Here is a 19852-nt window from a genome sequence, read left to right on the forward strand (position 1 = left end):
GCCGGGGAGAGGCAGCGCGCCGCTCGCATGCCGCATCGCTGTCGGTCAGGGGGAACAGCATGGCCATCTTCGGACGCAAGCGAGAGGACGGGCCGGGCGCGCCCGCCGCCGACACCACCCTGGCGCCCGCGCAGGACACCGACTTTGGCGTCCCGCCCTTCCGCCCCGCACCGAAGGAAGCACCCGCCTTGAACACCCTCGCACCCAAGCCCACCGCCGCGCCCGCCACCCCGACGCTGGGCTCGCGCCCGGCCGCGCCCGCCCCGGTCGGCGTGCCCGCCCGGCCGCCCAAGGCCGACCCGGCGGACCGCCGCACCCTGGTGGTGGGGCGGGGCATCAGCCTGCAGGGCACCGTCGCCGACGCGGAGCGGCTGGTGGTCGAGGGCACGGTGCAGTCCGAGATGATCCACGCCGCCGAGCTCTTCGTCGCCCAGTCCGGCGTGTTCCGCGGCGAGGTGCAGGTCGAGGACGCCGAGATCGCCGGCCTGTTCGACGGCACGCTGACGGTGCGCGGCAGCCTGACCATCCGCGCCACCGGCAAGGTCAATGGCACGGCGCGTTACCGCCGCCTGTCGGTGGAGGAGGGCGGCCAGGTCTCCGGCCGGATGGAGATGCTCGGCGAGTCCCAGGCCGCGCCCCCCGCCGTGCCCGCCTGGTCGCCGACGAGCGAGCCGGTCGCACCCGCCGAATCCTGATCCGCCGCCCGCCGCCGGCCGGTGGCGCGCCGCCGCCCGGCCGACGGCCCCCGCCCCCGCGCGCCGGGATCCGCCCGGCGCCGCCGGATGCGCGCGCCATGGCGCCCCTTCGCCTGCTGCCGCTGCTCGTCCTTGCCGGCTGCGCCGCGCCGGAGGCGCGGGACGCGGCCTCGCTGCGCGCGGCGATGGCGAACAGCCAGGCGAGCCTCGCCGCGGTCTCTCCCTTCCCGCTCCTTCCCACCGCCGCCCCCCTCGCCGTCGCCGCGGCCGCACCGGAGCGCGCGCCCGCGGGCGCAGGCACGCCACCGGCGGAGGGCGCGCCGCGCGCCGCCGCCGCGCTGCTCGGCCTCGGGCCGCAGGCGCTGCGCCGCCATCTCGGCGAGCCGTCGCTGCGCCGGGCGGAGGGGGGGGCGGAGATCTGGCTCTACACCGCGGAGGGATGCGCCCTCGACCTGGTGCTCTACCCGGCCGGCGGCGGCCTGCGCGTCGCCCATGCCGCGGCGCGGGCGAGCGGCGTCGCCCTGCGCACCGAGGCGGAGTGCCTGCGCGAGATCGCCGGCACCGCGCCGCGCCCGCCCCCCGCCCTGATCGGCGCGGCGGCCGGGGCGGGGACGGGCTGAGCGCGCCGCCTCCGTGGCCCCCTATCTCGACGCCTTCGTGCCGGCCTTCGGCCTGCTCGCCCTCGGCGCCCTGCTGCGCCGCCGCCTGCTGCGCGAGGAGGCGCTGTGGGCCGGCATCGAGCGGCTGGTGTTCTGGGTGCTGATGCCGGCGCTGCTCGCCTCGGCGATCGCCTCGGTGGACCTCGCCGCCCTGCCGCTCGGGCGCATGGCGGTGGCGATCTGGCTGGCGCTGCTCGGCGGCACGGCGGCGAGCCTGCTGCTCGCGCGCGCCTTCGCCCTCTCCCACGCCTCCATGACCTCGGTGCTGCAGGGCGGCATCCGCTTCAACAACCTGATGGGCTTCGCCGTGGTGGGCGGCATCTACGGCGCCCCCGGCACCGCGCTCGGGGCGGTGGCGACGGGGCTGATCGTGCCGATGGTGCAGGCGGTGACGGTGCTCGCCTTCGCGCTCGGCCGGGACGGGGCCGGGCGGGTCTCGCCGCTGCGGGTGCTGGGGCAGGTGCTGGCGAACCCGCTGATCCTCGGCTGCCTCGCCGGCTTCGCGGCGGCGGCGCTGGGCGGGCTGCCGCCCGGGGTGCAGCCGCTGCTGCGCGCGCTCGGCCAGGCGGCGATCGCGCTCGGCCTGCTCTGCGTCGGCGCGGCGCTCACCTGGGGGGCGCTGCGCGGGCGGCCGGGCCTGCAGGCGGCGACCTGCCTCGTGAAGCTCGTGGTGGTGCCGGCGATGACCCTCGCCCTCGGCCGCGCCCTCGGCCTCGACCCGCTGCCGCTCGCCGTGGCGCTGGTGTTCATGGCGCTGCCGACGGCGACCACCAGCTACGTGATGACCCGCGCCATGGGCGGGGACGCGCCGCTGATGGCGGCGCTGATCACCACCGAGCACCTGCTGGCGATGCTCACCCTGCCGCTGTGGATCGCGCTGCTCGGCGCCGGCGGATAGGGCAGACCGCGGAGGGCCGAAGCCTTCGCCGCTCCCCGCCCGCGCCGGCGGCTGCAGCGCGATCCGTCTTGACGGATCGCGCGTCCGCCCGAGGAAGGGCGGCCGGTTCACCGCTCCGGCGCTCCCGCCTGCGCGGATCGGGCGCTACACCCAGCCGCGGATCTTCCCGACGAGCAGGATCACCGCCTCGGCGGCGGCAATGACGGCGGGGGCGGTCTTGCCGATCTCCTCCGCCCAGCCGCGCAGCGTCTTCGCGGCGACGGCGAAGAAGCCCTGCTGCCCCTCGGGCTTCGCCGCCTCCACCACCTTCCTGGCGCTCTCCGCCGCCTCCTTGGCCAGCGGCTGCTGCGCCTCCGGCAGCGTCTCGAGCAGCGCCGCGAGCTCGGCCAGCGCCTTCTCCAGCGCCTGCCGCTGCTCCGGCGCGGCCGGCAGCCCGGCGGCGATGGTCACCGCCTGCTGGAAGGTGTTTCTGACGAAGACCGGGCCGTGGAAGGTGCCGGAGAAGGTGTAGCTCTCGCCGGGGCCGGCGGGCGGGGGTTCGGGCATCGGGGCTCCTCTCTGTGGTCGGCGCCCGGAACGGCCGGGCGCGCGGGCTTGCGCCTCAGGCGCGGGGCAGGGCGTCCAGGTTGCCGCGTACCGTCCGCGTCCTCGGGTGCTCCGGCCCCAGCGCGCGGACGAAGATCGCCAGCGCCCGCTCGAACTGCGCGCGCGCCCCGGCGAGGTCGCCAAGGTCCTGCAGCACGAGGGCGAGGTTGTTGCGCCGGACCGCGACGTTCGGGTGCTCCTCGCCGAGGGTGGCGCAATCGATCGCCAGCGCCTGCTCGAAGCATGCGCGCGCCCCGGCGAGGTCGCCTTGCATGCGCAGCCCCTCGGCAAGGTTGTTGAGGCCCACGGCGACATTCGGGTGCTCCTCGCCGAGGGCGGCGCGGAAGATCGCCAGCGCCTGCTCGGCGCGCGCCTGCGACTCGGCGAGGTCGCCCTGCGCCCGCAGCACGGCGGCGAGGTTGCTGAGCCGGATGGCGATGGTCGGATGCTGCTCGCCGAAGGCGGCGCGGTCGATCGCCAGCGCCCGCTCGAAGCGCGCCCGCGCCCCGGCGAGGTCGCCCTGCTCGCGCAGCACCAGGGCAAGGTTGTTGAGTCGGATCGCGAGTCTCGGATGCTGCTCGCCGAAGGCGGCGCGGTCGATCGCCAGCGCCCGCTCGAACTGCGCGCGCGCCCCGGCGAGGTCGCCAAGGTCCTGCAGCACGAGGGCGAGGTTGTTGCGCCGGACCGCGACGTTCGGGTGCTGCTCGCCGAGGGCGGCGCAATCGATCGCCAGCGCCCGCTCGAAGCGCGCGCGCGCCCCGGCGAGGTCGCCGCGCAGGCGCTCATGGGAGCCCAGATTGTTCAGCAGCGGCGCGAGCCAGCCCGGTGCCGCCCCGGCCTCGAACCCGGCCAGGAGATGCACGGCGTGCGGCGCGAGGGGAAGCGCCCTCGCCGGCAGGCCGGTCTCGTTGGCCGCGAACAGCGCCTCGCCCAACGCCCTCCCGCACGCCGCCCGCGCCGCCTCCGCCTCCTCCGCCCGCGCCAGGACGAAGGCCGCCACCAGCCGGTGCAGCACCGGCTCGCCCGCCGCCTCCTCCGTCACCAGCCCGAGCGCCGCGAGCCGCGCCAGCGCCTGCCCGACCGGCGCCGCCTCGTCGCCCGCCAGCGCCCGCACCGCCCGCGCCAGCACCGCGCGCGGGATTGGCACCCGCGGCGCCATCCAGGCGGCGCAGGCCAGCACCCGCCGCGCCAGCGCGTCCACCGGCGCCGCCGGGTCCAGGCGGTTCCAGCTCAGCGCGAAGCTGCGCGCCACGTGCCGGTCATGCCCGGTGGGCGAGATGTCCGCCACGCCGGAGGCGCCGGGCACCCCGGCGAGGGAGGGCTCCTCCAGCCCCCGCGCGCGGAGCGCCGCCAGGTAGCGCGCCGGCTCGCCCGTCTCGTCCCGCCGGTTCTCGCGCAGGAAGGCACCGGCCAGGTGCAGCGCCAGCGGCAGGTCGCCCAGCGCCTCCGCGACCGCATCGAGCGCCGCCTGACCCGGCATCAGGTCGGGGCGGAACCGGCCGAGCAGCGCCACGCTCTCCGCCCGCGGCAGCGTCTCCACCGGCACCGGAAGCAGCCCGTGCGCCGCCGACCATTCGCCGCGCCGGCTCGTCACCAGCACGCGGCAGCCGCCCTGCTTCGGCCGCAGCGCGTGCAGCAGCGCATCCTCCTCCAGATTGTCGAACACCAGCAGGCGCGGCAGCGGGCTGCGCCACAGCCGCAGCACCAGCGCGCACTGCTCCTCCAGCGTCAGCGCGGCGAAGCCCTCCGGCGCCTCCAGCGCCGCCTCGGCGCCGAGGCGGGCCACCTGCGCGTCGATCGAGGCCGGCTCGGCGCAGTCCAGCCAGAACACCCCGCCGGCGAACCAGGGGCCGAAGCGGTGCGCCGCCTCCGCCGCGATCTGGCTCTTCCCCACCCCGCCGATGCCGGAGAGCCCGACGGGCGGGCAGAGCGCCGCCGCCTCCTTCTGCCGCAGCGCCGCCGCCACCGCGCGCAGCTCCGCCTCGCGCCCGACGAAGAGCGGGTTCGGCGCGTGCGGCACCCAGGAGCCCGCGGGCAGCGCCCCCGGCCCCGGCACGCGGTCGGTCGGCATCGCCGCCAGCAGGGCGAGCGCGGCGCGCAGCCGATCCTCCGCCACTGCCCAGGGGGGCGGCGGCCCCGCGAAGCTGCACTTCACGAAGACCGAGCCGAAATACTGGCCGCCGAGGTCGTAGCGCTCGTCCATCCGCGCCTCCCCCCGCCTTGCGGCATCCTCGCGCGGCGCGCGGCGCCGCGGCAAGCGTGGCGTGACCGTCGGTTTTTCTTGCGCGCGGCTAATGTTCGGTGTTTGTGCGCGCCGCACCGCCGCACAGGGAGCCCCGCCGATGCGCCGCTTCACCCCCGCCGGCCCTGGACCCCGCTCTCCGCGCCGAGTGGCAGGCGCTCCGCCCCTTCCGCCGCCACGAGCGCCGCCCGGGCCGCCCCCTCGGCACCGATCCGCGCCCCCGCCTCGACGCCAGGCTGCGCGCCGCCACCACCGGCCCGCCCTGGCGCGCCCGGCCCGAACACTACGGCCGCAGCACCACCATCGCCCGCCACTTCCGCCGCCTCGGCCGCCGCAGGCAGCAGGCGCGTCCGGTCAAGGAAGTTCGCCCCGCCGTGACGCCCGACATCCCCGGTGACGCGGCCCGCGCAGCCCCTATGATGCAGCCCGATTCCACCGGGGCGGGCGGCACGATGCTGGGACGACGCGGGCTGATCGGAGGCATGGCGGCGGCGGGGCTTGCCGCGGGCACGGCGCGCGCGCAGGCGCGCTTCCCGGAGCGGCCGCTGCGCTGGGTGGTGGGCTACCCGCCGGGTGGCGCCTCCGACCTCTTCGCGCGCCTCATCGCCGCGCAGATGGCGGTGAGCCTCGGCCAGCCGGTGGTGGTGGAGAACCGCCCGGGCGGCGGCGCGGTGGTGGCGAGCGAGACGGTGGCCCGCGCCGCGCCCGACGGCCACACCCTGCTCACCGTGGACAACGGCATCCTGGTCTACAACCCCGCCCTCTACGCCCGGCTACCCTACGATCCGGACCGCGACTTCCAGGGGGTGGGCTTCATCGGCCGCTTCCCGCTGTTCATCGTGGTGCGGCCGGACAACCCGGCACGGGACTTCGCCGACCTGGTCGCGCGCTCGAAGGTGCAGGCGCCGAATTACGGCTCGCCCGCCGTCGCCTCGCCGCACCACCTGGCGATGGAGATGGTCAAGCGCCGCACCGGCCTCGTCGCCACCCACGTGCCCTATCGCGGCGGGCCGGCGGCGATGCACGACCTGCTCGGCGGCGCGCTGGAGGTGGTGTGCATCGACACCTCCACCGGCCTGCCCTTCATCCGCGACGGCAAGGTGCGGGCGCTTTGCGTGCTGGGCGAGCGGCGCAGCCCCCGCGCGCCGGAGGTGCCGACGCTGCGCGAACTCGGCCACCCCGAGGCGGTGGCCTATGGCTGGCAGGGGGTGAGCGTGCCGGCCGGCACGCCCGCGCCGGTGCTGGCGCGGCTGCACGAGGCGCTGCTCGCCGGCGTGGCCGCGGAGGAGGTGCAGGCGCGCTTCCGCGACCTCGGCATCGAGGACGCGCCGCTCGACCCGGAGGCGTTCCAGGAGTTCGTGCGCCGGGAAAGCGCCCTCTGGCGGCCGCTGATCCGCGAGCTCGGCATCCGGCTCGACAGTTGAGCCGGCGCGTCGCCAGCCCCGGCGCGGCGGGGCTTCCCACCTGGCTGCGGCGGCTGCTGCCGCGCCCGCGCGCGGCGCGGGAGGACCGGGCGCCGCCGCGCGACTCGCGCGAGGATGCGCTGCTGCGCTGGAACGTGAAGGTGCTGGCGAGCGAGATCGCGCGCCGACGCTACGCCGAGGGGCTGGCCGGCCCCGAGGCGGCGCTGCCCGCCGCGCCGCTCCGCATCGGCCTGACCAGCCGCGTCTGCCGCCAGGCCGACATCGAGCATGACTGGCTGCGCCACTGGTGCGGGCGGCTGCGCATGGTGCCGTCCTACCACCGCAAGGTGTGGGAGGACTGCTTCGTGCTGCAGGCGCTGTGGGAGGCGGGGATGCTCGCCCCCGGCAGGCGCGCCCTCGGCTTCGCAGTGGGGCGGGAATGGCTGCCCGCCTTCTTCGCCGGCCTCGGCATCGAGGTGCTGGCGACCGACCTCGACCCGGCCGATGCCAGGGCGCGGGAGTGGATCGAGACTGGCCAGCACGCCCCGGCCAGCGACAAGCTGTTCCAGCCGCACCTGGTGGGGGAGGAGGCGTTCGCCCGCCTCGTGCGCCACCGCGCGGTGGACATGAACGCGATCCCGGAGGATCTGAAGCGGGGCCGCTTCGACTTCCTGTGGTCGGTCTGCTCGCTCGAGCATCTGGGCTCGCTGGAGCGCGGCGAGGATTTCGTGGTCGAGGCGATGCGCTGCCTCCGGCCCGGCGGGGTCGCGGTGCACACGACGGAGTTCAACCTCGACGCGGAGGGCGGCACGATCGAGCGCGGCCCGACCGTGCTCTACCAGCGCCGCCACCTCGACCGGCTGGCGGCGCGGCTGGCCGCGACGGGGCACCGGATGCTGCGCCTCGATTCGCATCCCGGCACGGGGGTGCTGGACCGCCTCGTGGACCTGCCCCCCTTCCCGCACGAGGCCGCCTCTCCCTTCGGAGTGGTGGAGGCGCCGCATCTCCGCCTGGCGCTGGACGGCTATCCGGTCACCTCGGTGGGGATTGTGGTGCGGGCGCGGCGTCCGGCGCCTTAACCGCGCCATAACGAAGCGGTTGGATACCTGCCGAGGCGCCCGGCGGGGAACCTCCGTGCCGGGGCCGCGTCGTTACGCCGAACGCCGAGATCGCCGGATGCGCATGATGCTGGCCGCCCTGCTCGACCGTCTCCGCCACTGGCTCCGCTACCGCCCCGAGCGCCGCTACATGCGCGGCCGGGGGTGAGCGGGGCCGCTCCGGAACGGTCCGCCGGCGCAGCGCGGCGCCCGTGGCCGCGTCAGCCCGCCGCCTCCCGGATCCAGCTCTCCCCCTCGGGCGGCAGGCCATGCGCGGCCAAGTCGTTGCCGACAGGCGTGACCAGCAGCAGCCGGAGCGACAGCCTGGCGTGGCGCATGGCACGGCGCAGATGGTCGAGCAGATAGCCGGGCGAAACCCCGGTCGCCACCAGGGTCGCCCCCTCGGTCAGGCGCCAGTGCTCGGGCGCGATCTCGAACACGGCGTGGAAGAACACCTGCTCGGCCTCCGGCGAGGGAGGGTCCAGTTCGTGCAGGACGAGGCAGAGGGGCATGTCGGGACCCGGCGCGGCTGGGCTCAGGCGGGCGGAGAGCCCAGCCATTGATGGACCGGCCAAGCGTAGGTTGCAACATAAATAAGTTATACAACCGGAAATCTGCCCTCCCCCTTCTCGGGGCAGGCGGGCACCGCGCCGGCCCACGGCACATGCTCCGGCCCGCTGGTGGCGCCGGCGGCACCGCGCGAAGACCGGCGCCGGGGCCGCGCCTGCCCGGATGCGCCGGGCCTCCGGCCGCTGGCATGAAGGTGACCTCATCCGCCGGATGAGGCCACCTGAACGGGACCCGCGCGCCCTACCGCGCGATGGCGGCGTGGGCAGCGAGGCAGGCCATGTCGAGGAGCTGGTTCACCCCGGCATCGGTCGGCACGATCTGCACCGGCGCCCCCATGCCCATCAGCAGCGGCCCGATGGTGGTGGCGCTGGTCAGCCTCGGCGTCGCCCGCGTCAGGATGTGCGCCGCGTGCAGCCCCGGCATGACCAGCACGTTGGCCGGGCCGGTCAGGCGGCAGAAGGGGTAGAGCCGCGCCCGGAGCTGCGGGTCGAGCGCCACGTCCGCCGCCATCTCGCCGTCGTACTCGAAATCCACCTTGCGCTGGTCGAGCAGCTTCACCGCCTCGCGGAGCGAGCCCGGGATCACCCCCTTGGGGTCCCCGAAGCTCGAGAAGGAGAGGAAGGCGACCCGCGGCTCGTGCCCGAGGCGCCGCGCAGCGGCGGCGGATTGCACCGCGATCTCGGCCAGCGTCGCCGCATCCGGCCGCTCGTGGATCGCGGTGTCGGCGACCAGCACGGTGCCGGAGACACGGGCGAGCAGCAGTGTCAGGCCGAACAGGATCTCCCCCGGCGCCGGGTCGATCGCCATGCGCACGCCCTCGAGCGCCACCGAGTAGCTGCGCGTCGCGCCGGTGACCATGGCGTCGGCGTCGCCGAGGGCGACCATGCAGGCGGCGAAGACGTTGCGGTCCTGGTTGACCAGGCGCTGGCAGTCGCGGAACAGGAAGCCCTCGCGCTGACGCTTGGCGTAGAGGAAGTCCGCGTAGCGGCGGTTGCTCTCCGAGATGCGGGCGTTGCGGATCTCGATCCCCTCCGGCAGCGGCAGGCCGAGCCCGGCCACGGTGGCGTGGATCCGCTCCTCGCGCCCGACCAGCACCGGGGTGCCGTAGCCGCTGTTGCGGAAGGCGATGGCGGCGCGGATCACCACCTCCTCCTCGCCCTCGGCGAACACCACCTTCTTCGGGTTGGCCCGCACCCGCTCGGTGATCAGCTCGAGCGCGTTGGCGGTGGGGTCGAGCCGGCCCGCCAGGCTGCGCGCGTAGCGGCCGAGATCCATGATCGGCTTGCGGGCGACGCCGCTGTCCATCGCCGCCTTGGCCACCGCGACCGGCACGCGCGAGATCAGCCGCGGGTCGAAGGCGTTGGGGATGATGTAGTCCGGCCCGTAGCGCAGGGACTTGCCGGCGCCCGCCGTGTTCACCTCCTCCGGCACATCCTCCCGCGCGAGCAGCGCCAGGGAGCGCGCGGCGGCGATCTTCATCGCGTCGTTGATCGTGCTCGCGCGCACGTCCAGCGCGCCGCGGAAGATGAAGGGGAAGCCGAGGACGTTGTTCACCTGGTTCGGGTAGTCGGAGCGGCCCGTGGCCACGATGCAGTCGGGCCGCGCCGCCTTCGCCTCCTCCGGCGTGATCTCGGGGTCGGGGTTGGCCATGGCGAAGATGATCGGCTTGTCCGCCATGGCGCGCACCATCTCCCGCGTCACCGCGCCCTTGACCGAGAGGCCGAAGAACACGTCCGCCCCCTCCAGCGCCTGCGCCAGGGTCCGCGCCCTGGTCTCGACCGCGTGGGCGGATTTCCACTGGTTCATGCCCTCGGTGCGGCCCCGCCAGATCACCCCCTTGGTGTCGCACATGACGATGTTCTCGGGCCGCATCCCCATCGCCTTCAGCAGCTCGGCGCAGGCGATGGAGGCGGCGCCGGCGCCGTTGATGACGAGCCTGGTCTCGGCGAGGTCGCGCCCGGTCAGGTGCGCGGCGTTGATCAGCCCGGCGGCGGCGACGATCGCGGTGCCGTGCTGGTCGTCGTGGAACACCGGGATGTCCATCAGCTCGCGCAGCCGCTGCTCGATGACGAAGCACTCGGGCGCCTTGATGTCCTCGAGGTTGATGCCGCCGAAGGAGGGAGCGAGGAAGCGCACCGCGTTGACGAACTCGTCCACGTCCTCGGTGGCGACGCAGAGGTCCATCCCGTCCACGTCGGCGAAGCGCTTGAACAGCGCGACCTTGCCCTCCATCACCGGCTTCGACGCCAGCGCGCCCAGGTTGCCGAGGCCGAGCACGGCCGTCCCGTTCGATACCACGGCGACAAAATTGCCGCGGCTCGTGTAGTCGTAGGCGAGGCTCGGGTCGCGCGCGATGTGCAGGCACGGCTCGGCCACGCCCGGGGAGTAGGCGAGGCTGAGGTCGCGGGCGGTGATCAGCGGCTTGGTCAGCCGGATCTCCAGCTTGCCCGGGCGTCCCTCGGCGTGCAGCGCCAGCGCCTCCTCCGGCGTCACGCGCGCCGTCCGCCCATCCGCCAGCCCGCCGGGGTGCAGCTCGCCCTTCCGCGCGTCGTCCATGGTCAGCTCCGCCTCTCGAAGCGGGGCGGCGATCGCGCCGCCTCCCGTTTTTGGGGCGCCATCCTCGCAGGCCGCGGGCGGTTCGCAAAGTCCGACGCGTTGCCCCCGCGGCGGCGGTCCCGGTCCGCCGCGGGCGGGGCCGCGCTCCCGGCTGTTCAGCCCTGCGCCATGTGCTCTAGAGGAAGGCCCCGATGCAGAGCCCCCCGCCCGCCTCCCGCCCGGCGACGGACCGCCTTCCCTCCGCCGAGGGAGCCTCCCCCGCCATGGCGCAGTGGTTCGCCGCCAAGGCCGAGCACCCGGACGCGCTGCTGTTCTTCCGCATGGGCGACTTCTTCGAGCTGTTCTTCGCCGACGCCGAGGCCGCCGCCGAGGCGCTCGACATCGCCCTCACCCATCGCGGCGAACACCAGGGCGTGCCGATCCCGATGTGCGGCGTGCCCGCGCATAGCCACGAGGGCTACCTCGCCCGCCTGATCCGCCGCGGCTTCCGGGTGGCGATCTGCGAGCAGATGGAGACGCCCGAGGAGGCGAAGCGCCGCCGCGCCCCCACCATCCGGCGCGAGGTGGTGCGCCTCGTCACCCCCGGCACGGTGACCGAGGAGGCGCTGCTCGAGGCGGCGCGGCCGGCCTGGCTGCTCGCCCTCGCCCCGGGGGAAGGCGGCATGGTCGGCGCCGCTTGGCTCGACATCTCGACCGGCGCCTTCGAGACCGAGGCGCTGCCCCGCGCCGAGCTCGCCGCCCTGCTCGCCCGGCTGGAACCGGCCGAGGTGCTGGCCCCCGGCCCGCTCGCCGCCGACCCGGCGCTCGCCGCCGGCCCGCCGGTGAGCGAGGCGCCGGCGCCGCGGGACGGGGCGCGGCGCCTCGCCGAGACCTTCGGCCTCGCCACGCTGGAGGGGTTCGGGGAGTTCGCGCCGGCCGAGCTCGCCGCCGCCGCCATGGCGGTGGACTACGTCCGCGCCACCCAGCGCGGCGCCCTGCCCCGCCTGTCCCATCCCCGCCCGCGTGGCGGGCAGGGCGTGCTGGCGATGGACGCCCCCACCCGCCGCAGCCTGGAGATCCTGCGCCCCGCGCGCGAAGGCGCGCCCGAGGGCCCGCGCGGCGGGCCGCGCGACTGCCTGCTCGGCGCCGTGGACCGCACGCTGACCGCCGCCGGGGCGCGGGAGCTCGCCGCCCGCCTCGCCTGCCCGCTGGCCGAGGCGGCCCCGATCGCCGCGCGGCACGACGCGGTGGGCGCGCTGCTGGCCGATGCGGCGCTGCGCGGGGCGGTGCGGGCGGCGCTGCGGGGCGCGCCGGACATGGCCCGCGCCCTCGCCCGGCTCTCGCTCGACCGCTTCGCGCCGCGCGACCTGGCCGCGATCCGCGACGGGCTCGCCCGCGCCGCCCGCATCGCCGCCTCGCTGGAGGCGCCGGCAGGGATCGCCGGGCTGCCGGCGCTGCTCGCCGCCGCCGCGCGGGCGCTCCGCCCCTCCCCCGACCCGGCGCCGGAGCTCGCCCGCGCGCTGGCGGAGACGCTGCCCGCCAGGATCGAGGACGGCGGCATCGTCGCCCCCGGCTATGACGGGCAGCTCGACGCGCTGCGCGGGCTGCGCGACGACGCGCGCGGCGCCATCGCGGCGCTGCAGCGCGACCTCGCCGAGGCCTGGGGGGTGGCGGCGCTGAAGATCCGCCACCACCAGCAGCTCGGCTACCTGGCGGAGCTGCCCGCCGCCGCCGGGGAGCGGCTGCTGCGCGCGCCGCCGCCGGCCGCGACCGGCGAACTCGCCCCGATCCACCGCCAGAGCATGGCGAACGCGCAGCGCTTCACCTGCGCCGCCCTCGCCGGACTCGACCGGCGCCTCGCCGAGGCGGCGGAGGAGGCGGCGCGGCGCGAGCGGCGGATCGTGCGCCACCTGCGCGAGCTGGTGCTCGCCGCCGCGCCGGGCATCGCCGCCGCCGCCGCCGCCATGGCCGAACTCGACGTGCATGCCGCCGCCGCCGAGCTCGCCGCCGAGGGGGGCTGGTGCCGGCCGGAGATGGTGGAGCGGCCGGAGTTCCGCATCACCGCCGGCCGCCACCCGGTGGTGGCGGCGGCGCTGCGCCGCGGCCGGGGCGGCGCCTTCGTGCCGAACGACTGCGACCTCTCCCCGGGGCGGCGGCTCTGCCTGCTTACCGGGCCGAACATGGCGGGGAAGTCCACCTTCCTGCGCCAGAACGCGCTGATGGCGGTGCTCGCCCAGGCGGGGCTGTTCGTGCCGGCGGAGGCGGCGCGCATCGGTCTCGTGGACCGGCTGTTCTCCCGCGTCGGCGCGGCCGATGACATCGCCGGCGGGCGATCCACATTCATGGTGGAGATGGCCGAGACGGCGGCGATCCTGAACCAGGCGGGCCCGCGCAGCCTGGTGGTGCTGGACGAGGTCGGCCGCGGCACCGCCACCTGGGACGGCCTGGCGATCGCCTGGGCGGTGCTGGAGGCGCTGCACGACCGCATCCGCTGCCGCACGATCTTCGCGACCCATTTCCACGAGCTGACGGCGCTGGCGGGCCGGCTGCCGGAACTGGCGCCCGCCCACATGCGGGTGCGGGAGTGGAAGGGAGAGGTGGTGTTCCTGCACAGCGTCGCGCCCGGCGCGGCGGAACGGAGCTGGGGGCTTCACGTGGCGAGGCTTGCCGGCGTGCCGCGCGCGGTGCTGGCGCGCGCGGGCCAGGTGCTGGCGGCGCTGGAGGCGCGCGCGCGGGGGCTCGAGCCGCTGTCGGACGAGTTGCCGCTCTTCGCCCGGAGGGTGCGCGGGGACGGGGAGGATGACGCTCCGGTGGCGCGCGCCGCCGGCGGCGCGCGCGGCGCGGGGCCGGAGCATCCCGCTCTCGCCGCGCTCGCCGCGCTCGACCCCGATACGCTCGCGCCACGGGAGGCGCTGGAGGCGCTCTACCGGCTGCGCGGCCTGCTGGAGGGTGCTGTTGCCGACGCGCCAACCGGTCTAGTGTCGGGGAGATGACCGCCGTGGCCGCCTCTTCGACCAGACCTCCGGAAGGGCGCCACCCGGCGCTCGCCGAGCCGCCCATCGTCGTGCCGGACCTCGTCGCCGCCCTGACGGAGGGGCCGATGCCGCGCGAGCAGGCGCTCGACCTGCTGCGCGGCCAGCTCGGCCGCATCCAGGCGCGGGTGCAGGACGCCTTCGAGGCGCACCAGCTCTCCGGCCTCGCCGCGGCGCGCTGGCTGGCGGCGCTGATGGACGGCGTGGTGCAGGCGCTGCACGCCTACGCGCTCGCCATGGTGCCCCCGCGCGGGGCGGAGCCGCCCTTCGCCCTGGTCGCCACCGGCGGCTACGGCCGCGGCGTGCTGGCGCCGCATTCGGACATCGACCTCCTGTTCCTGACCCGCGGGGAGGCTGGGCCGCGCGCGCAGCGGCTGGTGGAGTTCCTGCTCTACCTGCTGTGGGATCTCGGCCTGAAGGTCGGCCACGCCACGCGCAGCGTGCCCGCCTGCCTGGAGGCGGCGGGGCGCGACACCACCATCCTGACCGCGCTGGTGGATGCCCGGCTGCTCGCCGGCGACCGCGCCCTGTTCGACGAGTTCCAGGAGGCCTTCGCGGCGATGCGGCGGCAGCAGGGGCTCAGCCCCTTCCTCGCCGCCAAGCGGGCCGAGCGCGCGGCACGCCATGCCCGCTACGGCGACAGCCCCTACCTCGTCGAGCCGAACATCAAGGAGGGGCGGGGCGGGCTGCGCGACCTGCAGACCCTCTACTGGCTCGCCCGCTACGCCTTCGGCACCGAGCGGATGCCCGACCTGGTCGGCCCCGACAGCCCGGGCGGCGGGCTGCTCACCGAGCACGAGGCGCGCGCCATCCGCCGCGCCTGGAACTTCCTCTGGACCGTCCGCTTCCACCTCCACTACGTCGCCGGCCGCGCCGAGGAGCGCCTGACTTTCGACTTCCAGCCGGTGGTCGGCGCCCGCATGGGCTACACGCCGCACGGCCGCCAGGACGGCGTCGAGCGCTTCATGAAGCACCTGTTCCTGACGGTGCGCGACGTGCTGCGGCTGACGCGCGTGCTCGAGCCCGCGATCGAGCGCGCCGCCCTCGGCCCGCCGGCGCGGCGGCGCGAGGGCGACGCGGCGCTCGCCGGCCAGGGCCTCGCCTTCGCCGACGGCAAGCTGGTGGCCGCGCCCCCCAACCGGGACTTCTCGCGCGAGCCGGTGCTGATGCTGCGCATCCTGAAGGCGGCGCGCGACCGCAAGCTCGAGATCCACCCGCTGGCGATCCGCGCCATGATCCGCCACGCCGGCCACGCGGCGCGGCTGCGTGGGGAGGAGGAGGCGAACCGCATCTTCCTCGACCTGCTGAGCGGCCGCGACGCCGCCCTCTGGCTGCGGCTGATGAACGAGACCGGGTTCCTCTCCCGCTTCCTGCCGGAATGGGCGCGCATCGTCGGGCTGATGCAGTTCGACACCTACCACGTCTTCACCGTGGACGAGCACACGATCGAGGTGATCGGCGTCCTGCAGCAGCTCGAGCGCGGCGAGCTGGCCGAGATCGCGCCGGTGGCCTCCGAGATCATCGGCCACGTGCAGTCCCGCCGCGCCCTCTACGTCGCCGCCCTGCTGCACGACATCGCCAAGGGCCGCGGCGGCGACCATTCCGAGCTCGGCGCGCGCATCGCCCAGGAGGTCTGCCCCCGCCTCGGCCTCAGCCCGGAGGAGACGGAGACCGTCTCCTGGCTGGTGCTGCACCACCTGCTGCTGTCCCAGACCGCCTTCAAGCGCGACATCGAGGACCCCAAGACCATCCTCGACATCGCCGACCTGGTGCAGTCGCCCGAGCGCCTCCGCCTGCTGCTGGTGCTGACGGTGGCCGACATGCGCGGCGTCGGGCCCAAGGTGTGGAACGGCTGGAAGGCGACGCTGCTGCGCGAGGTGTACTGGCGCGTCGCCGAGGTGCTGGCCGGCGGCCTCTCCGTGCCGGAGCGGGACGTGCGCGTGGCGCGCGCCCGCGAGGCCGCCGCCGCCCTGCTCGCCGCCTGGCCGGAGGAGGACCGCGAGGCCTTCCTCGGCCTCGGCTATCCCGGCTACTGGCTCTCCTTCGATCCCGAGACCCATGCCCGCCACGCCGCCATGATCCGCGAGGCGGAGGCCGCCGGGGCGCCGCTCACCGTGCGCACGCGGGTGCTGGAATCCCGCGCCGTCACCGAGGTGACGGTCTACGCCGCCGACCATCCCGGCCTGTTCAGCCGCATCGCCGGGGCGCTGGCGGTGGCCGGCGCCTCCATCGTGGACGCGCGCATCCACACCCTCACCAACGGCATGGCGCTCGACACCTTCTGGGTGCAGGACGCGGCGGGGGGCGCCTTCGACGCGCCGCACCGCCTGGCCCGCCTCTCGGTGCTGATCGAGCAGTCGCTCTCCGGGCGCATCCGCCTCGCCGAGGAGATCGCCAAGGTGCGGCGGGAGCCGGCGCGGCTGCGCGCCGTCACCGTGCCGCCGCGGGTGGTGTTCGACAACCACGCCTCCAACACCCACACCATCATCGAGGTGAACGCGCGCGACCGCCCCGGCCTGCTGCACGACGTGACGGCGGCGATCAGCGCCGAGGGGCTGCAGATCGCCTCCGCGCACGTCACCACCTACGGCGTGCGGGCGGTGGACGTGTTCTACGTGAAGGACGTGTTCGGCCTGAAGGTGGAGAACGAGCGCCGCCTCGCCGCCCTGCGCCGGGCGATCGAGGCCGCCCTGGCGCCGCCCTCCGAGGCCGCGGCGGGCGGCGGGGAGGCCGCGGCGGGCAGCCGGGCGGCGGCGGCCCTCGCCTGATCCCGCGCGGGGCTCGCGCGTTCTTCCGCGACGCGACCAGCCCCACGGAGCCGCCATGCCCGCCGATCCCAGGACCAACAAGGAACCCGACGAGAACCTCCACTCCAGCCACGGCCCGCACGCGCCGGCGCGCGACAAGCGGCCGGAGCACCAGTACCCGGAGTTCGAGCGCAAGGATTCCACCAACCGCACCGACCCCGCCGCGCCGGGCGGGCCGGTGAACATCCCGGTCAAGGGCGGCGCCGCCCCCCCAGGGCCGGAGGAGGCCCCGCCGGCGAGCGGAGGCGGCAGCCGCGACCATTCCGGCACCCAGCCGCGGGAGTGACGCCAGCGGCGCCGGGGCCGCGACGATCGCCCGCCGAAGCGGGCGCGCCCGCCCGGATGCCGCCGGGGCCGCCGGCATGGCGCGCCCCGGCGTCGGGCCGCGGCATGAGCCGCGCCGGCGCTGCGGCCGATCCGCCACGCCGGCGGGGAATGCCGCGCCGCGGCCATGCCGCGCCTCGCCTGCGCCATGGTTCCCGGCTATGCCGCGCGCGTGCTGAAAAGCGTCCTCACGGTCGGCGGCTGGACCATGGCCAGCCGCGTGCTCGGCTTCGCCCGCGACATGCTGATCGCGGCCCGACTCGGCGCCGGCCCCATGGCCGACGCCTTCTTCGTGGCCCTGAAGCTGCCCAACCTGTTCCGCCGGCTGTTCGGCGAGGGGGCGTTCAACGCCGCCTTCGTGCCCGCCTTCGCCGGGGCGCTGGTGGTGCAGGGCCCGCAGGCGGCGCGGCTGCTGGCCGAGCGCATGGCCTCGATCATGACGCTCTGGCTGTCGCTGCTGGTGGTGCTCGGCCTGCTGTTCATGCCCCAGCTCATGCACGCGCTGGCCCCGGGCTTCGCCGCCGAGCCGGCGAAATTCGCCCTCGCCGTCGAGCTGACGCGGATCACCTTCCCCTACCTGCTGTTCATCTGCCTCACCGCCCTGGTCTCGGGCGTGCTGAACGGGCTCGACCGCTTCGCCGCCGCCGCCGCCGCGCCGGTGATGTTCAACCTGCTCTCCATGGCGGCGCTGGTCGGCCTCACCCCCTATGTCGCCACGCCGGCGCACGCCCTCTCCTGGGGGATCCTGGCCTCGGGGGTGGTGCAGCTCGGCCTCGTGCTCTGGGCCGCGGCGCGGGCGGGGATGGCGCTGAACATCCTGCGCCCGCCGGCGCTGGCGCCGGAGGTGCGGGAGGTGCTGCGGCGCATGGGGCCGGGCGTGATCGGCGCCGGGGTGACGCAGCTCAACCTGGCGGTGGACGTGATCATCGCCTCCTTCCTGCCGGCCGGCGCCGTCTCCTTCCTCTACTACGCCGACCGGGTGGGGCAGCTTCCGCTCGGCGTGATCGGGGCGGCGGTGGGCACGGCGCTGCTGCCGCTGCTGTCGCGCCAGCTCCGGGCGGGGGAGCGGCTGTCCGCCCACCGCACCATGAACCGGGCCATGGAGATGTCGCTGCTGCTCTGCCTGCCGGCGGCGGCGGGCCAGGCGGTGGCGGCGCTGCCGATCATCGACACGCTGTTCGCCCGCGGCGCCTTCGGCATCCCGGAGGCGCAGGCGACGGCGGCGGCGCTCGCCGCCTACGCGCTCGGCCTGCCGGCCTATGTGCTGGTGAAGGTGTTCGCGCCCGGCTTCTTCGCCCGGGGCGACACCGCCGCCCCGGTGAAGGTGGGGCTCGCCGCGGTGGCGCTGAACCTGGCGCTGAACCTGATCCTGACGCGCTACCTCTCGCATGTCGGTGTGGCGCTGGCGACCGCGCTCGCCGCCTGGTTCAACGCCGCGGCGCTGGCCTGGCTGCTGGCGCGGCGCGGGGCGCTGGTGCCGGACCGCCGGCTGCGGCGGCGGGCGCCGCGGCTGCTCGCGGCGGCGGCGGCGATGGCGGCGCTGCTGTGGGGGATGCAGGCGGCCTTCCCCCTGCTGCTGCCCGGCCTGCCGCGCTCGGCGGGGCTCGTGCTGCTCGTCGCGGCGGGCATGGCGGCCTATTTCGCCGCCGCGCACCTGCTCGGCGCGGTGGAGCTGCGGGAGCTCAAGGGCCTGCTGCGCCGGCGCCGGCGGGGATGAAGGCCGCCCCTGGGCAAGGCGGCGCGGGCATGGGAAAGACCCCGCCATCGGACGACGCGCCTGAGGGAGAGACGCCATGACCACCGCCGGGACCCCGAGGCCCCGGGGCCGCCAGTTCTTCGCCAATCCGGGGCCGACGAACATCCCGGATTCGGTGCTGCTGGCCTGCGCCCACCACAGCATGGACTTCAACGACCCCGCCTTCCTCGAGGTCTACGATGCCTGCGTCGAGGGGCTGAAGCGCGTGCTCGGGACGCGCCAGCACCTGTTCATGTACACGGGCTCCGGCCACGCGGCCTGGGAGGCGAGCCTGGTCAACCTGCTCTCCCCCGGCGACACGGTGCTGATCCTGGAGAGCGGCTACTTCTCCGAGGCCTGGTCCAGGATGGCGCGGGATCTCGGCCTCGAGGTGCGCACCGTCCCGGCCGACTGGCGCCAGGGCGTGGAGATCGAGGCGGTGCGGGCGGCGCTCGCCGCCGATGCGGGCCGCGCGGTCAAGGCGGTCTGCGTCGTGCACAACGAGACCGCGACCGGCATGCGGATCCCGGTGCAGGAGGTGCGCGCGGCGATGGACGCCGCCGGCCACCCGGCGCTGCTGCTGGTGGACACCATCTCCTCCCTCGGCTCCTTCGAGGTCCGCATGGACGAGTGGGGCGTGGACGCGGCGGTGGGCGGCAGCCAGAAGGGGCTGATGCTGCCGACGGGGATGAGCTTCACCGGCGTCTCCGAGAAGGCGATGGCGGCGCACCGCGAATCGCGCCTGCCGAAGCACTACTTCCACTGGACCAACATGCTGGCGCGGCGGCACCGCAGCTTCGTCGGCACCGTGCCGATCAGCCTGTTCTACGGCCTACGCGAGGCGCTGCGGCTGCTGGAGGAGGAGGGGCTGGAGAACGTCTTCGCCCGCCACGCGCGCCTCGGCGAGGCGGTGCGGCGCTGCGTGCGCCACTGGTCCGGCAATGACGGCCCGCGTCTCTTCTGCACCAATCCGGGCCGCTATTCCGACAGCGTGACCGCGGTGCTGATGCCCGAGGGACATGATGCCGAGGCGCTGCGCGCGGTGGCGCTGAACCGCTTCAACCTCTCGCTCGGCGGCGGGCTCGGGCTGCTCGGCGGCCGGGTGTTCCGCATCGGCCATCTCGGCGACCTGAACGAGCCGATGGTGCTCGGCACGCTCTCCACGGTCGAGCTGGCGATGCGGGTGGCCGGCGTGCCCCACGCCTCGGGCGGAGTGGAGGCGGCGATCGCCTGGCTGGCCGAGGCGGCGGGGTGAGGCTGCGGCGCCCGG

At 75.8% G+C, this 19852-nt stretch carries 14 protein-coding genes; 10 read left to right on the plus strand and 4 right to left on the minus strand.

The window, feature by feature from the left end; translation table 11 throughout:
- The first annotated feature begins 59 nt into the window (after positions 1–59).
- From ET526_RS01300 to ET526_RS01310, 3 genes are all read left to right on the plus strand, one after another.
- Positions 60–695, plus strand: a complete 636-nt coding sequence (locus ET526_RS01300; RefSeq protein WP_135465846.1) for a polymer-forming cytoskeletal protein — start codon at positions 60–62, stop codon at positions 693–695.
- Positions 696–793: 98 nt separating this feature from the next.
- On the plus strand, positions 794–1315 hold the full coding sequence (locus tag ET526_RS01305; protein ID WP_192898638.1) for a hypothetical protein: 522 nt from the start codon (positions 794–796) through the stop codon (positions 1313–1315).
- A 13-nt stretch (positions 1316–1328) separates the two neighbouring features.
- The gene (locus ET526_RS01310; protein ID WP_135465847.1) at positions 1329–2252 is read left to right on the plus strand and encodes an AEC family transporter; all 924 of its coding nucleotides are present in this window, start codon (positions 1329–1331) and stop codon (positions 2250–2252) included.
- A gap of 144 nt (positions 2253–2396) precedes the next feature.
- Here the strand turns inward: ET526_RS01310 and ET526_RS01315 are convergent, their stop codons facing one another.
- A complete protein-coding gene (locus ET526_RS01315) occupies positions 2397–2798 on the minus strand; it encodes a hypothetical protein (RefSeq protein ID WP_135465848.1) in 402 nt (133 codons plus the stop codon).
- 55 nt (positions 2799–2853) lie between these two features.
- Positions 2854–5040, minus strand: a complete 2187-nt coding sequence (locus ET526_RS01320) for a tetratricopeptide repeat protein (protein WP_135465849.1) — start codon at positions 5038–5040, stop codon at positions 2854–2856.
- Between the two features lie 104 nt (positions 5041–5144).
- Here ET526_RS01320 and ET526_RS01325 point away from each other — a divergent pair, with 104 nt between their 5' ends.
- Both ET526_RS01325 and ET526_RS01330 read left to right on the plus strand, forming a co-directional pair.
- Positions 5145–6503, plus strand: coding sequence for a tripartite tricarboxylate transporter substrate-binding protein (locus ET526_RS01325; RefSeq protein WP_240048201.1), 1359 nt, complete (start codon positions 5145–5147; stop codon positions 6501–6503).
- On the plus strand, positions 6500–7561 hold the full coding sequence (locus ET526_RS01330) for an SAM-dependent methyltransferase (RefSeq protein ID WP_240048202.1): 1062 nt from the start codon (positions 6500–6502) through the stop codon (positions 7559–7561). Before ET526_RS01325 ends, ET526_RS01330 begins: the two co-directional genes overlap by 4 nt.
- Positions 7562–7800: 239 nt before the next feature.
- Here ET526_RS01330 and ET526_RS01335 read toward each other — a convergent pair whose 3' ends face one another.
- Together ET526_RS01335 and ET526_RS01340 are read right to left on the minus strand one after the other, a co-directional pair.
- A complete protein-coding gene (locus ET526_RS01335; RefSeq protein WP_135465851.1) occupies positions 7801–8091 on the minus strand; it encodes a hypothetical protein in 291 nt (96 codons plus the stop codon).
- Positions 8092–8389: 298 nt separating this feature from the next.
- On the minus strand, positions 8390–10705 hold the full coding sequence (locus tag ET526_RS01340; protein WP_192898639.1) for an NADP-dependent malic enzyme: 2316 nt from the start codon (positions 10703–10705) through the stop codon (positions 8390–8392).
- Positions 10706–10896: 191 nt separating this feature from the next.
- Between ET526_RS01340 and mutS the strand changes: the two genes are divergently transcribed.
- From mutS to ET526_RS01365, 5 genes are all read left to right on the plus strand, one after another.
- Entirely contained in the window at positions 10897–13677 is a 2781-nt protein-coding gene (mutS, locus tag ET526_RS01345; protein ID WP_135465852.1) for a DNA mismatch repair protein MutS, read from the plus strand.
- A gap of 107 nt (positions 13678–13784) precedes the next feature.
- Positions 13785–16484 carry a [protein-PII] uridylyltransferase gene (locus tag ET526_RS01350; RefSeq protein WP_240048217.1) on the plus strand — a complete coding sequence of 900 codons (2700 nt, stop codon included), beginning with the start codon at positions 13785–13787 and terminating at the stop codon, positions 16482–16484.
- Positions 16485–16539: 55 nt separating this feature from the next.
- Entirely contained in the window at positions 16540–16809 is a 270-nt protein-coding gene (locus tag ET526_RS01355) for a hypothetical protein (RefSeq protein WP_135465854.1), read from the plus strand.
- Positions 16810–17019: 210 nt separating this feature from the next.
- Positions 17020–18564 (plus strand): murein biosynthesis integral membrane protein MurJ, encoded by a 1545-nt coding sequence (murJ, locus tag ET526_RS01360; RefSeq protein WP_192898641.1) that lies wholly within the window; start codon positions 17020–17022, stop codon positions 18562–18564.
- Positions 18565–18640: 76 nt separating this feature from the next.
- A complete protein-coding gene (locus tag ET526_RS01365) occupies positions 18641–19837 on the plus strand; it encodes a pyridoxal-phosphate-dependent aminotransferase family protein (RefSeq protein WP_135465855.1) in 1197 nt (398 codons plus the stop codon).
- Positions 19838–19852 lie beyond the last annotated feature (15 nt).

It is taken from the genome of Crenalkalicoccus roseus (assembly GCF_004761865.1).
In the GTDB taxonomy this organism is placed as follows: domain Bacteria; phylum Pseudomonadota; class Alphaproteobacteria; order Acetobacterales; family Acetobacteraceae; genus Crenalkalicoccus; species Crenalkalicoccus roseus.